We start from the raw sequence: 13,743 nt of genomic DNA on the forward strand, positions 1-13,743 counted from the left end.
CGTGCGAGGCCGGCCCGGGAGGCGGTCACCGGGTGATGTTCAGCAGCAGCGGGCCCGTCGGCTCGGCGACGATCTCCCCCACCGTCACCGGATCCAGCGCGGCGAAGAACGCCTCCTGGGCCCGCCGCAGGGCCCCCCGCAGCCGGCACCCGGAGTTCAGCGGACACGGTGTGGCCCCCTCGCACTCGACCACGTCACCGTCGCCCTCGAAGATCCGCACCACCGCGCCCACCGACGCCGTGCGGCCCTTCTCGGTGAGCGCGAGGCCGCCGCCGCGGCCGCGCCGGGCGTCCACCAGGCCCAGGTGCTGGAGCTCGGCGACCACCTTGGCGGCGTGGGTGTAGGGCACGTCCATGTCCGCCGCCACCTGGCGGGTGGTGGGCGTGGTGTCGGGGGCGACGGCGAGTCGCATCAGGACCCGCAGGGCCAGGTCGGTGGAGCGAAGGAGCCGCATACGGCGAGCGTAAGTAATACGCATCCTGGGTTCAAATTATCCGTTCGCCTGTCCGTTTGCTGTCCCTCTCTTCGGCGCAGACGGACTGCCGACTACCATCAGCGAGCCCCACCCCTCCTGTCCGCCCTTTCCCCCAGAAGGACAAAAGCCTCATGGGTTCCGCCAAGAACAGCAGCAGCGCGGCGCGCAAGGCGCGCATCGAGGAGATGCGGCGTGCCGAGCGCGCCCGCGAGCGCCGTAGCCGGGTGCTCACCATCGCCGCTTCCGTGGTGGTCGTCGCCGGTCTCGTCGTCGGCGGTGTGGTCCTCGTGAACTCCCAGTCGGACAAGAAGTCGCTCACCGCGAGCGACTCCAAGGGCGGCTCCTCCGGCGACTCCGGGCACTTCACCACCGGCAAGGACGGGGTGATGACCTGGTCCGGCACGCTGGCGCGCACGCACGTGACGACCAAGGTGTCGTACCCGATGCACCCGCCGGTCGGCGGCAACCACAACCCGGTCTGGCTGGACTGCAACGGTGACGTCTACACCAAGCCGGTGCAGGACGAGAACGCCGTGCACGCCCTGGAGCACGGCGCGGTCTGGGTGACGTACACCGGCAAGGCGAGCAAGGCGGACGTGGACGCGCTCGCGGCGAAGGTGAAGAAGACGCCGTACTCGCTGATGAGCCCGTACGAGAACCAGGCCGCGCCGCTGATCCTGTCGGCGTGGGGCCACCAGGTGACCGTCAAGAGCGCCACCGACCCCGAGGTGGACAAGTTCTTCTCGACGTACGTCCAGGGCCAGCAGACCCCCGAGCCGGGCGCCTCCTGCACCGGCGGAGCCATGAAGTGACCCGGCGGCGCATCGGCTGGATCGCCGGGGCCGCGGCGGCGGTGCTCGTCGCGGCCGGTGCGGCGACGTACGCGGTCGCCGAGGGCTCCGGCGGTCCGTCGGAGCTGAAGGTGCCGGGTGCGGAGTCGGCCGACGCCGGGTTCGCCCGGGACATGGCCGTACACCATCAGCAGGCCGTCGAGATGTCGTACATCGTGCGGGACCGCACGACGAACGCGGACGTGCGGCGGCTCGCCTACGACATCGCGCAGACGCAGGCCAACCAGCGCGGCATGCTGCTGGGCTGGCTGGATCTGTGGGAGCTGCCGAAGGTGTCGGCGAAGCCGCCGATGGCCTGGATGGGCATGGGTGACATGCCCGAGCGGGGGGACGGCTCGCTGATGCCGGGCATGGCGACGAACACCGAGCTGAAGAAGCTCCAGTCGCTCAGCGGCAAGCAGGCCGAGACCTTCTACCTCCAGTTGATGACGGACCATCACAAGGGCGGTATCCACATGGCCGAGGGGTGTGTGGCCACGTGCACCGTCGGGGTGGAGCAGCGGCTCGCGCAGGGCATGGTCGACGCCCAGCAGTCGGAGCTCCAGGTGATGGCCGGGATGCTCAAGGAGCGGGGAGCGAAGCCGCGTTCGTGAACAGCGGACAAGCGGTTTCGTAACACAGCCGTAAGGATAAAGGGCCCAAATCGCCCCACCTGACGACTACTTGAGCTTCTCTTGACCTTTCCGTTCCCCTGGCATGAACAGTTCATCGAAAGAGTGACCCCCATCGTGTGATCCAGCACCGCCGGCCGACACCGCCGCGGGCCGGCACCGCGGAGCCGCGACGTACCGACCACTACGTGCATGCGAACCGCATTGCAGGGGGTTCTATGAGATCCAACCGCGCCAAGCTGCGCGCCGTGAGCATGGCAGCGACACTGCCCATGATCGCCGGCGCGCTGGCGCTGGGCATACCCGCGGCACACGCCGCGGACAGCCCTGCTCGTCAGGCACTTCAGGGCACCAAGCCCGCCTGGGCCACGGCCAAGGCGGACAAGGGCGCCACCGCGAACAGCGCCCAGGTGAACGCCCGGGTCTACCTGGCCGGGCGGGACGCGGCGGGCCTCGCCGCCTACGCCAAGGCCGTGTCCGACCCCAGCTCGCCGCTCTACGGCAAGTTTCTGAACGCCAAGAAGGCGCAGGCCCAGTTCGGGGCCACCAAGGCCCAGGTGGCCGCCGTCAAGTCCTGGCTGACCTCGGCCGGTCTGAAGGTCACCGCGGTCACCCAGCACTACGTCGCCGTCTCCGGTGACGTGGCCGCCGCCGAGAAGGCGTTCGGCGCCCAGCTGCACAACTTCGCCAAGGGCTCGGCGACCTACCGCGCCCCGGCACAGGCGGCCTCCGTGCCGGCCGGCCTGAAGGGCGCCGTCCTGACCGTCACCGGTCTGGACAACGCCCCGCACAAGGCGAACCACGACGAGCAACTGCCGCCGCCGGACGCCGTGTTCAAGAACTCCGGGCCGTTCTCCTCGTACTTCGGCTCGAACATCGCGACCACGCTGCCGGACGCGTACGGCGGCAAGATCCCGTACGCGATCAAGGGGTACACCGGCAAGCAGCTGCGCGCCGCGTACGGCGCCGGCACGTACACCGGCAAGGGTGTCCGCGTCGCCATCACCGACGCCTACGCCTCGCCGACCATCGCCTTCGACGCGGGCACGTACGCGGCGAAGCACGGCGACCAGGCCTGGCGGACCAGCCAGCTGCACCAGGTGCTGCCGGACAAGTACTCCAAGATCAAGGAGTGCAAGGCCGCGGGCTGGTACGGCGAGGAGACCCTCGACGTCGAGGCCGTGCACGCGGTCGCGCCGAACGCCGACGTCACGTACGTCGGTGCCGCCTCCTGCTTCGACGACGACCTGCTCGACTCGCTCAGCAAGGTCGTCGACAATCACCTGGCCGACATCGTCTCCAACTCCTGGGGCGACACCGAGGCCAGCCAGACGCCGGACCTCGCGGCCGCCTACGACCAGGTCTTCCAGCTGGGCGCGGTCCAGGGCATCGGCTTCTACTTCTCCTCCGGTGACAACGGCGACGAGGTCGCCAACACCGGTACGAAGCAGGTCGACACCCCGGCCAACTCCGCCTGGGTGACCGCGGTCGGCGGTACGTCGCTGGCCGTCGGCAAGGGCGACACGTACCAGTGGGAGACCGGCTGGGGCACCGAGAAGGCGACCCTGTCGGCCGACGGCAAGAGCTGGACCAACTTCCCCGGCGCCTTCACCTCGGGCGCGGGCGGCGGCACCAGCAAGACGGTCGCCGAGCCGTACTACCAGAAGGGCGTCGTCCCCGACGCGCTGGCCAAGGCCAACAGCGCCGACGGCAACCGCGTCGTCCCGGACATCGCGGCCATCGCCGACCCGAACACCGGCTTCCTGGTCGGCCAGACCCAGACCTTCGCGGACGGCTCGCAGCAGTACAGCGAGTACCGCATCGGCGGCACGTCGCTGGCCGCGCCGACCATCGCGGCCATCCAGGCGCTGGCCGAGGAGGCCCGGGGCGGCAAGGCGATCGGCTTCGCCAACCCGGAGATCTACTCCAAGTACGGCAAGGGCGTCTTCCACGACGTCACGGACAACCCGACCGGCTCCGACCTGGCGGTCGCCCGCGTGGACTTCGCCAACGGCCTGGACGCCTCCGGCGGCCTGCGGTACTCGGTCCGCTCCCTCGGCAAGGACAGCTCCCTGTCCGCGACGAAGGGCTACGACGACGTGACGGGCGTCGGCTCTCCGGCCGACGGCTACGTGCAGTCGTGGGCGAAGAAGCACTGACGCACTGACGCTCCGCTGAGGGGCGAGGGGCGTTGGGGTGCCGAGCACCCCAACGCCCCTCTTTGCGTGGGGACGCGCTGTGTGGTGCGAGCTGAGGCACTGACACGACCTCATAACACGACTCGCCTCGCCGCATCCGCAGCGGCACGCCGTGTCGGCGGGATGTGAGCGGGCGTCAGAACATCACCCCGAAGGGCTAATTGTACGTCAATCGTCCTTTTCTTCTTGGCCATTTGAGGCGGCGCCGACGTCCCGGAGAAGCGGTATCCGAGCCCACAAATGCCCTGATCGGCCCTTACGCGAGCCTTCCGGTATGACTGATATGACCGCGATGGGTATGTTCGTTCCGAGCCGACTGAGGGGTCGGCATCTCCGAGAGACACAAGACAGGAGAAGCACCATGAAGCTCGCCCGTTCAACCATGGTGACCGCCGCCGTCGGAGCTGCGGCAGCTCTTGCCGCGACCGGCATTACCTACGCCTCGGCGGCCTCGGCCCCCCAGGCGGCCCCGGAGGCCGCCGCCGTCGCGCCCCTGAACGGCGACTCCGGACAGGGCAAGGGCAAGGGCAACAACGGCAACAACAACGAGGGCAACGAGAACTGGGGCAAGGGCAACGAGGGCCGGGGCAACGAGGGCCGGGGTGGCGAGGAGCGCGAGCACGAGGGCCGCATCGAGATCAACGAGCGGTCGTACTCCCCCCACCCGGGCGACTGCATCACCGTCATCAGCGGCCTGGACGCCAAGACCCTGAACGTCCGTAACGAGAGCAAGAAGACCGTCGAGGTCTTCCGCGGCGCGGTCTGCGACAACGGCGCTCCGATCGCCACCGTCGGCCCGCACAGCGACAGCTTCGGCATTCACCCCGGCCACGTCGACGACATCCACGTCGACGACGGCGTGGTGGCCAGCTTCCGCGTGGTCCGGCACCACGACGAGTGGTGATCCGGGTACCGATCCGGAAATGACCGCATGAATAGGGAGCCCCGGCCCGCCGGAATCGGGCCGGGGCTCCAGTCCCTACCCTTGTCCGACGCCGACTGACACTCCGCGAGGTGAGCGAGGTGAGCATGCGCCTGGTGGAGGATGCGAGCGACGACACCTACGTCCTGGACATCCTCGACATCACGTTGACTCCCGCCCTGCCGTGGCTCGGCCATCAGGTCCGCTGGGAGATGGACGGTCACCTCAAGGAGACCGTCGACCTGACCCGGGTCACCTGCGACGTGACCATGAAGTTCGGTCCGATGAAGTTCCTCGACAGGAGCTACCGGCTGCCCGAACTGCTGGCGGGCATGGGCGCCAGCCTGTCGGGCGACCCCAGGCCGCCCGCCGGCCCGTGGCGGCAGGCGTGGAACCTTCAGCTTCCCGAGACGGTGCCGGTGGCCCAGCACCGGATCCGCCTGCGCGCCCGGACCGGGACCGGAAAGAACTTCCTGGCCCTGGACATCCCCCTGGACTTCAGCCGCAGATTCCGCCCGACCGCGACGAGCGGCAGCAGCCGCCGGCCGTGAGGTGATGGGCAGATTCGTTCCCAGGCGGAGTCGGAAAAGCCGCGGGAACAGCTGGGGACCAGGGGTCCCGGCCCGGAACAGATCTGCCAGTCACGCGAGACGCGACCGTGCCCAGGCGGCGCAGGTCAGTGGTTCAGCACACCCTGCTGCTCGGGCACATGAGACGCGACCACCCGGCCGACGTGGGTGACCGACCGACGCCGGTCCACCGCATACGCCACCCCGGCCACACCCAGCCCCAGCGCCGCCAGAGCCGCGCCGGCCAGCGCGGGGGACGTGGCCCCGAAGCCCGCCGCGAGCGCCAGGCCCCCGATCCAGGCGCCGCCGGCGTTGGCCAGGTTGAAGGCCGCCTGGTTGGCGGAGGAGGCCAGGGACGGGGCCGCCGACGCCTTCTCCATCACCATCAGCTGGAGCGGGGAGCCGGTGATGAACGCCGCCATGCCCAGCAGGGTCACCGCCAGCGCCGCGCTCCACTCCGCCCGCATCAGCACCGGGAACAGCAGCAGAACCAGCCCCAGCGACACCAGGCCGCCGAACAGCGTCCCCCTCAGCGAGTGGTCCGCGAGGCGGCCGCCCAGCAGGTTGCCGACCGTCGCGCCCACGCCGAACAGGGCCAGCAGCAGGGTCACGTCGGATTCGGCGAAACCGGCCGACTCGGTCAGCATCGGGGTGACGTAGCTGTAGGCCGCGAAGAGCGCGCCGAAGCCCGCCACCGTCGTACCGAGGGCCAGCCAGACCGGCAGGGACTTCAGCGCGGCCAGTTCGCCGCGCAGGCCTGCCGAGGGGGCACCCACCCGGTCGTGCGGGATCAGCAGCGCCAGCGACGCGATCGCCGCCAGGCCGATCACGCTCACGCCCAGGAAGGTCGCCCGCCAGCCGAGGTGCTGGCCCATCAGCGTGGCCACGGGGACGCCCGCGACGTTGGCGACGGTCAGGCCGAGGAACATCAGCGACACGGAGCGGGCCTTGCGCTCCGGCGGGACCATCGACGTGGCGACGACCGCGCCCACGCCGAAGAAGGCGCCGTGCGGCAGGCCGCTGAGGAAGCGGGCGGCCAGCAGGGAGCCGTTGCCGGGGGCGAACGCCGACAGGGCGTTGCCCACCACGAACAGTCCCATCAACGCGATCAGGACCGTACGGCGGGGCATGCGGGCCGTCACGGCGGCCAGCAGGGGCGCGCCGATCACGACGCCCAGCGCGTACGCCGAGACGAGGTGACCGGCCGTGGGGATGGAGATGTGCAGGTCGTCCGCGACATTGGGCAGCAGGCCCATCATCACGAACTCGGTCGTACCGATACCGAAAGCGCCGACGGCCAGAGCGAGCAGGGCCAGGGGCATGAAGGGCCTGTGCCTTTCGAGGTAAGAGAGCGGAGTTCCGTAGCCAGTCTATGTTCAGCTACGGAACAAAGTCTCTCAGGCCCAGTATTCCGGCGGGTTACGAGGACGTGTCCAGCTTCACACGGGCCGCCACCGGGAGGTGGTCGCTGCCCGTCCGGGGCAGGGTCCAGGAGCTCTCCGGCTCGACGCCCTTGACCATGATCTGGTCGATCCGCGCCATCGGGAACGACGCCGGCCAGCTGAACCCGAAGCCGCTGCCCGCCGCGCCCTGCGTGGAGCGCATCTGGGAGGTCACCGCGTTCAGCGAGCGGTCGTTCATCGTGCCGTTCAGGTCACCGAGCAGGACGACCCGCTTCAGGGGCTCGTCGGCGATCGCCTCGCCGAGCGCGTCGGCGCTCTTGTCCCGCTGGCGGGCGGTGAAGCCCGCCTTCATCTTCACCCGGACCGAGGGCAGGTGGGCGACGTAGACCGCGACCGGGCCCTTGGGGGTCGTCACGGTGGCGCGCATCGCCCGCGTCCAGCCGAGCTTGATGTCGACGGAGTGGACGTCGCTCATCGGGTACTTGCTCCACAACCCGACCGTGCCCGCGACCGCGTGGTACCTGTACGTCGGCGCGAGCGCCTTCTCGTAGACGGGTACGGCGGTGCCCGGGATCTCCTCCAGGGCGAGCACGTCGGCGCCGGAGGCCGCCACCGCGCGGGCGGTCGCCGAGGGGTCGGGATTGTCGGCGTTGACGTTGTGGGTCGCCACCATCAGGTCACCGCCCGACCCGGTCCGGTCGACGAGCAGCCCGCCGAAGAGGTTCAGCCACACGATCACCGGGAGGACGATCGCGAGCAGGGCGGTGGCCGACTTGCGGAGCAGGGCACAGAGCAGCAGCAGCGGGATGAGCAGGCCCAGCCAGGGCAGGAAGGTCTCCGTGAGGCTGCCGAGGTTGCCCACCCGGTTGGGGATGTGCGAGTGCAGCAGCATCACCAGGGCCAGGAGGAGGGCGAGGAGCGCCACGATGATGCCCCTGCGCCAGATGCGCGGGTCGCCGCGCCAGCCGGTGAAGAGGCGGTGCGCCAGGCGTCGGAGCCGGGATCCGGGTCGCTTCGGCCCCTTGCCGCCGCCCACCGTCTCCGAAACGTACGCCTGCTGCGCCATACCGTCTGCCTCACTGCCTGCCGTGCACACCGTCGTCCCCCCGTGCTGTTCCGACCCTAGGGGATGATCGGCGCTGTTCCCGCCGTCCCGTGACGGCCGTACGGAAGTCGAGGACGAACGGGGCGGGGCTGCGAGTTCCGTTTGCCCCTGTGACGCCTGGGTCTGTGACGAAACGCGCACATGGATGCTACGAGGCTGTCGAGCTGACGGGCCGTAGGCCCTGCAGGACCGTGTCGACGATCTCCTCGGCGAGGCCCTCGGGGAGGTCGCCGTCGGGGCGCACGATGCTGCGCACGAGCATGGGGCCGACGAACAGGTCGTTGGCCAGCTCCACGTCGGCGTCCGGCCGGAGTTCACCGCTCGCCTGCCCCCGGCGCAGTACATCCATGACGAGGTCGCGGCGGGGGGCGATGACGCTGGCGTGGTACGCGGCCCAGAGCTTGGGGCTCGACTTCATCTGGGCGTACACGTTGTGCAGGATCGCGGAGGAGCGGCTGGCGAGGCCGCGCTCGCGCAGGGACTCCAGCAGGACGACGAGGTCGTCACGCATGCTGGTGCCGGGGAGTTCGGGGTCGGGGAGTTCGGCGGCGCGCACGACGTCGACGAACAGTTCCTCCTTGCCGCTCCAGCGGCGGTAGATGGTGGCCTTGCCGACGCCGGCCGTGCGTGCGACGCGCTCGATGGAGAGCTCGGCGAGGGGGACGCCGTCCTCCAGCAGCTTCATCACGCCTTCGAGGATGGCGCGTTCCACCGCCTCGCTGCGGGGCCTGCCCCGTGCGGACCCGCAGGGGCGCAGCCGACTGTCGATGCCGGTATCGGGGTCGACGCCGGTATCCGTGTCGGTGTCGGCAAGGGTCACGTCGCTTCCGTCCTCTCACTGTGCTGCGGTGATTGTCCCGCAGCGGCCTCCTTCCCCGTGGAGGGACCGCGGTCCGCGTCAGTCCGCGGCCGCGACCAACTCCGGCTCCCGCTCGTCCTGCTGACCGGCCGTCGGCCTGCCCGGCAGGAACAGGGCGGTCACCACGGCGCCGATCAGCGCGATACCCGTACCGCACAGGGCGGTGACGTGCATGGCGTGCAGGAACGCGTCGTCGGCCGGGGTGACCAGGGCCTTGCCCTGCGGGCCGAGCTTTCCGGCGATGCCGAGGGTGGCCTCGATGGAGTCGCCGGCCGTCTTGCGAAGGGCGGGCGGCAGCAGGCCGAGCTTGTCCTCGATGCCGTTGCGGTACGACGTGGCGAGCACCGAGCCGAGTACGGCGATGCCGAGGGCGCCGCCGACCTGGCGGAAGGTGTTGCTCAGGGCGGAGGCGGAGCCGGCCTTCTCGCGGGGCAGGGCCTGCATGATGACGACCGAGGTCGGCGTCATGATGTGGGCCATGCCGGTGCCCATGAGGAAGAACACGACCTCCAGCAGCCAGATGGGCGTGTCCGCCTCGAAGGTGGCGAACGCGGCGAGCGTCGCGGCGATCAGCACCATGCCCGCGGTGGTGGTGGCCCGGTTGCCGAACCGCTCGACCAGCAGCCGGGCGCGCGGCGCGAAGATCATCTGCGCGGCGGCGAGCGGCAGCATCAGCACGCCGGACTCCAGCGGCGAGTAGCCGCGCACGCTCTGGGTGTAGAAGACGCCGAAGAACGTGACGCCCATGAGCGCGAAGAACACGAGCGCGATGGCGCTCATGGCGGCCGAGAACACCTTGTTCTTGAAGTAGGTGACGTCGAGGGACGGGTGGTCGCTGCGCTTCTCGAAGACGACGAACGCGGCGAGCACGACGAGTCCGGCGATGATGGTCGCCAGCACCTTGGGGTCGGTGAAGTCGGCCAGTTCGCCGCCCTTGATGATGCCGTAGACCAGCAGGACCAGGCCGACGACGGACAGGACGACGCCGATCGGGTCGAGACGGCCCGGCCTGGGGTCGCGGGAGTCGGGCACCAGCCAGGTCATCAGGATCAGCGCGATGATCACGATCGGCACGTTGACGAGGAAGACCGAGCCCCACCAGAAGTGGTCGAGCAGGGCGCCGCCGGTGATCGGGCCGATGGCGATCGCGAGGCCGACGCCGCCGGCCCAGATACCGATGGCCTTCGGCTGCTCCTCGCGCTCGAAGACGTTCATCAGCACGGCGAGGGTCGAGGGCATCACGAAGGCGGCACCGAGGGCCATCAGCGCGCGGAAGGCGATCAGCTGGGCCGGCGAGCCGGACTCGGCGGCCAGCGCCGAACCGATGCCGAACACGGCGATGCCGGCGATCAGCACCTTCTTGCGGCCGAGGCGGTCGCCGACGAGGCCGGCGGTGAAGAGCAGGCCGGCGAAGACGAGGGTGTAGGCGTTGATCGCCCACTCGATCTGGCCCTGGCTGGCACCGAGGCCGGTGGGCGCCGGGGTGGAGATGGTCTTGATCGCGACGTTCAGGATCGAGTTGTCGAGCACCACGATGAGCAGGCTCAGCATCAGCACACCGAGGATCGCCCATCGGCGCCGGTGCACCGCTTCCGGTATCCGGGAAGCAGGGACGGGACTTGTCATGTGTTCGAGACTACGATCATTTCGATACGGAACGGTCTCGTATCTAATCTTCTTTACCAAGGCCTTACAAGGTGGGCCTGGAGCCGTTCTGGACGGGATCACAGGGGGTTCCCCTGGCCCTGACTGGCACGAGGTGCCACCATGGAGACGATCCGGGGACGCCGTCAGGGCGCCTCGAGATGACTGAAGGAGCCGTTGCCATGACGCAGCTTTCGGCTGCCCAGACAAAGCCCTCCGACGGCAGCAAGGCGCTGTACGGGGGGAAGGGCACACGCCGTGTCACTGTTCGCGACATCGCCCTCGCCAAGGAACGCGGCGAGAAGTGGCCCATGCTCACCGCCTACGACGCGATGACCGCGTCCGTCTTCGACGAGGCCGGGATCCCGGTCATGCTGGTCGGGGACTCGGCGGGCAACTGCCACCTCGGGTACGAGACGACCGTGCCCGTCACGCTGGACGAGATGACCATGCTGTCGGCGGCCGTCGTACGCGGCACGCAGCGCGCCCTCATCGTCGGCGACCTCCCCTTCGGCTCGTACCAGGAGGGCCCGGTGCAGGCGCTGCGCTCGGCGACCCGGCTGGTGAAGGAGGCCGGGGTGGGCGCCGTGAAGCTGGAGGGCGGCGAGCGGTCGCACGAACAGATCCGGCTGCTGGTGGAGTCCGGCATCCCGGTGATGGCCCACATCGGGCTGACCCCGCAGTCCGTGAACGCGATGGGCTATCGCGTGCAGGGCCGGGGCGAGGAGGCCGCCCAGCAGCTCCTGCGGGACGCGAAGGCGGTCCAGGACGCGGGTGCCTTCGCGGTCGTCCTGGAGCTGGTTCCCGCGGAGCTGGCGGCCGAGGTGACGCGCGTGCTGCACATCCCGACGGTCGGCATCGGCGCGGGCCCGGAGTGCGACGCGCAGGTCCTCGTCTGGACGGACATGCTGGGCCTGACCTCCGGCCGGGTCCCGAAGTTCGTCAAGAAGTACGCCGACCTGCGTGAGGTCATGTCGAGCGCGGTGAAGGCCTTCGCGGAGGACGTCGTCGGCGGAACCTTCCCGCTGGAGGAGCACTCCGTCCACTGAGCCATTGCGGCAACACCCCGGGCAGCCCGCCGATCTTCCCCCGTCGGCGGGCTGCCGTTTTTTGCGCCTGAACCGGCGCCGCTCTCGCGGAGGTGGTTGCTCGCCGCCGTGGTTCCTCAATTGATGGTTTCGGTGGTCGTCGGCGGGTTGTCGGTTGCTGTAGGTGGCCTGTCGGTGATTTGTCGGCAGACACTGGCACCGTCTCCGTCATGAAGCGAATCGATGACAACCCCGTCGGCGCAAGCCACGCAGTGACGGTGCGGGGACTGGTCAAGCACTACGGCGAGACCAAGGCGCTGGACGGCGTCGACCTGGATGTGCGTGAGGGCACCGTGATGGGCGTGCTCGGACCGAACGGCGCCGGCAAGACCACCCTCGTACGGATTCTGTCCACGCTGATCACCCCCGACGCCGGGCAGGCCACCGTGGCCGGGTACGACGTCGTACGGCAGCCCCGGCAGTTGCGGCGGGTCATAGGGCTCACCGGGCAGTACGCCTCCGTCGACGAGAAGCTGCCCGGCTGGGAGAACCTGTACATGATCGGGCGGCTGCTCGACCTCCCCCGCAAGGACGCCCGCGCACGGGCCGACGAGCTGCTGGAGCGGTTCTCCCTCACCGAGGCGGCCAAGCGGCCGGCCAGCACGTACTCCGGTGGTATGCGGCGGCGGCTGGATCTGGCCGCCTCGATGATCGGACGGCCTGCCGTCCTCTACCTCGACGAGCCCACCACCGGCCTCGACCCCCGTACCCGCAACGAGGTGTGGGACGAGGTCAAGACCATGGTCGGCGACGGCGTCACCGTGCTGCTCACCACCCAGTACATGGAGGAGGCCGAGCAGCTCGCCTCGGAGCTGACCGTGGTGGACCGCGGCAAGGTCATCGCCACCGGCGGGATCGAGGAGCTGAAGAGCCGGGTCGGCGGTCGTACGCTGCGCGTGCGCCCCCTCGACCCGATGGAGCTGCGGCCCCTCGCCGGCATGCTGGACGAACTCGGCATCACCGGGCTCGCCGCCACCACCGTCGATCCCGAGACCGGCACGCTGCTGGTGCCGATCCTCAGCGACGAGCAGCTGACCGCCGTGGTCGGCGCGGTCACCGCGCGCGGCATCACGATCTCCTCCATCACCACCGAACTGCCCAGCCTGGACGAGGTGTTCCTGTCCCTCACCGGCCACCGCGCCGGTGCCCCGCAGGAGACCACGCCCGCCGACTCCCGCGAGGAGGTCGCCGTATGAGCGCCGCCACCGTAACCACTCCTGTCACCGACGCCGACGTACGGATCCCGCTGCGCGGGCATCTGCGGCACACCGGCGCGCTCGTCCGCCGTAACCTGCTCTGGATCCGCCAGGACCCGGAGTCGATGTTCGACGCGCTGTTCATGCCGATCGTCTTCACGCTGCTGTTCGTGTACGTCTTCGGCGGCTCGATCGGCCAGGCGCTGGGCGGCGGCCAGGACCAGTACGTGCAGTACGTCATCCCCGGCATGCTGGCGATGATGAGCATGACCCTGTCGCAGGGCGTCGGCACCGGGTTCAGCCAGGACTTCAACAGCGGGGTCATGGACCGGTTCCGCACGCTGCCGATCGGGCGCGGCTCCGTGCTGTTCGCGAAGATCGCCGTGGAGCTGGGGCGGATGCTGTTCGCGACCGTCATCCTGATGGTCGTCGCCGTCCTGGTCGGGTTCCACATCCACCACTGGGGCGGGCTGTTCGCGACCGTGGGCCTGTCCGCGCTGTTCGCCTCCTCGATCATGTGGGTGTTCCTCACCCTCGGCGTGATGCTGAAGAACGCGCAGTCCGTGCAGGGCGTGGGCTTCCTCGTGCTGTTCCCGCTGCAGTTCGGCTCCTCGATCTTCGCGCCGACCCGGTCGATGCCCGGCTGGCTGCGGCACTTCACCGACTACAACCCGCTGTCCACGCTCGCGGACGCGGCCCGCGGGCTGATGGTCGGCGGCCCGGTGGCCCACGATCTGTGGGTGACCGTGGGCTGGTCGGTGGCGATCACGGCGGTCATGGGACCGATCGCCATCCACAAGTTCCGTACGAAGAGCTGACGCC

Annotated in this window: 13 protein-coding genes; 8 read left to right on the forward strand and 5 right to left on the reverse strand. The window is 69.7% G+C overall.

All coding sequences use genetic code 11. The annotated features are described in order from the left end of the window. Positions 1–25: 25 nt before the first annotated feature. Positions 26–454, reverse strand: a complete 429-nt coding sequence (locus ACH47Z_RS02505) for an RrF2 family transcriptional regulator (protein ID WP_399069654.1) — start codon at positions 452–454, stop codon at positions 26–28. 152 nt (positions 455–606) lie between these two features. Between ACH47Z_RS02505 and ACH47Z_RS02510 the strand changes: the two genes are divergently transcribed. The 5 genes from ACH47Z_RS02510 to ACH47Z_RS02530 all read left to right on the forward strand — a co-directional run bounded on the left by ACH47Z_RS02510 (position 607) and on the right by ACH47Z_RS02530 (position 5,608). Beyond that, the gene (locus ACH47Z_RS02510; protein WP_399069656.1) at positions 607–1,287 is read left to right on the forward strand and encodes a DUF3105 domain-containing protein; all 681 of its coding nucleotides are present in this window, start codon (positions 607–609) and stop codon (positions 1,285–1,287) included. Beyond that, positions 1,284–1,919 carry a DUF305 domain-containing protein gene (locus ACH47Z_RS02515; protein WP_399069658.1) on the forward strand — a complete coding sequence of 212 codons (636 nt, stop codon included), beginning with the start codon at positions 1,284–1,286 and terminating at the stop codon, positions 1,917–1,919. Before ACH47Z_RS02510 ends, ACH47Z_RS02515 begins: the two co-directional genes overlap by 4 nt. Before the next feature lie 236 nt (positions 1,920–2,155). Then, entirely contained in the window at positions 2,156–4,096 is a 1,941-nt protein-coding gene (locus ACH47Z_RS02520) for a protease pro-enzyme activation domain-containing protein (RefSeq protein ID WP_399069660.1), read from the forward strand. Positions 4,097–4,496: 400 nt separating this feature from the next. Next, positions 4,497–5,039: a hypothetical protein gene (locus ACH47Z_RS02525; RefSeq protein ID WP_399069661.1), complete on the forward strand. Its 543-nt coding sequence runs from the start codon at positions 4,497–4,499 to the stop codon at positions 5,037–5,039. 110 nt (positions 5,040–5,149) lie between these two features. Continuing rightward, positions 5,150–5,608 (forward strand): hypothetical protein, encoded by a 459-nt coding sequence (locus ACH47Z_RS02530; RefSeq protein ID WP_399069663.1) that lies wholly within the window; start codon positions 5,150–5,152, stop codon positions 5,606–5,608. A gap of 125 nt (positions 5,609–5,733) precedes the next feature. Here ACH47Z_RS02530 and ACH47Z_RS02535 read toward each other — a convergent pair whose 3' ends face one another. The 4 genes from ACH47Z_RS02535 to ACH47Z_RS02550 form a co-directional block, all read right to left on the reverse strand. Beyond that, entirely contained in the window at positions 5,734–6,948 is a 1,215-nt protein-coding gene (locus ACH47Z_RS02535; RefSeq protein ID WP_399069665.1) for an MFS transporter, read from the reverse strand. Positions 6,949–7,045: 97 nt separating this feature from the next. Beyond that, complete coding sequence (locus tag ACH47Z_RS02540) at positions 7,046–8,095, reverse strand: endonuclease/exonuclease/phosphatase family protein (protein ID WP_399069667.1); 1,050 nt, start codon at positions 8,093–8,095, stop codon at positions 7,046–7,048. A 187-nt stretch (positions 8,096–8,282) separates the two neighbouring features. After that, positions 8,283–8,819, reverse strand: coding sequence for a TetR/AcrR family transcriptional regulator (locus tag ACH47Z_RS02545; protein ID WP_399070353.1), 537 nt, complete (start codon positions 8,817–8,819; stop codon positions 8,283–8,285). A 213-nt stretch (positions 8,820–9,032) separates the two neighbouring features. Continuing rightward, positions 9,033–10,619: an MFS transporter gene (locus tag ACH47Z_RS02550; RefSeq protein WP_399069669.1), complete on the reverse strand. Its 1,587-nt coding sequence runs from the start codon at positions 10,617–10,619 to the stop codon at positions 9,033–9,035. A 200-nt stretch (positions 10,620–10,819) separates the two neighbouring features. On the opposite strand from ACH47Z_RS02550, the gene panB reads away from it, so the two are divergent. From panB to ACH47Z_RS02565, 3 genes are all read left to right on the forward strand, one after another. After that, the gene (gene panB / locus ACH47Z_RS02555; protein WP_399069672.1) at positions 10,820–11,686 is read left to right on the forward strand and encodes a 3-methyl-2-oxobutanoate hydroxymethyltransferase; all 867 of its coding nucleotides are present in this window, start codon (positions 10,820–10,822) and stop codon (positions 11,684–11,686) included. Positions 11,687–11,895: 209 nt separating this feature from the next. Continuing rightward, positions 11,896–12,921 carry an ATP-binding cassette domain-containing protein gene (locus ACH47Z_RS02560; protein WP_399069674.1) on the forward strand — a complete coding sequence of 342 codons (1,026 nt, stop codon included), beginning with the start codon at positions 11,896–11,898 and terminating at the stop codon, positions 12,919–12,921. Next, the gene (locus ACH47Z_RS02565; RefSeq protein WP_399069676.1) at positions 12,918–13,739 is read left to right on the forward strand and encodes an ABC transporter permease; all 822 of its coding nucleotides are present in this window, start codon (positions 12,918–12,920) and stop codon (positions 13,737–13,739) included. Before ACH47Z_RS02560 ends, ACH47Z_RS02565 begins: the two co-directional genes overlap by 4 nt. Positions 13,740–13,743 lie beyond the last annotated feature (4 nt).

Source organism: Streptomyces sp. NPDC020192 (assembly GCF_044388685.1).
Lineage (GTDB): Bacteria > Actinomycetota > Actinomycetes > Streptomycetales > Streptomycetaceae > Streptomyces.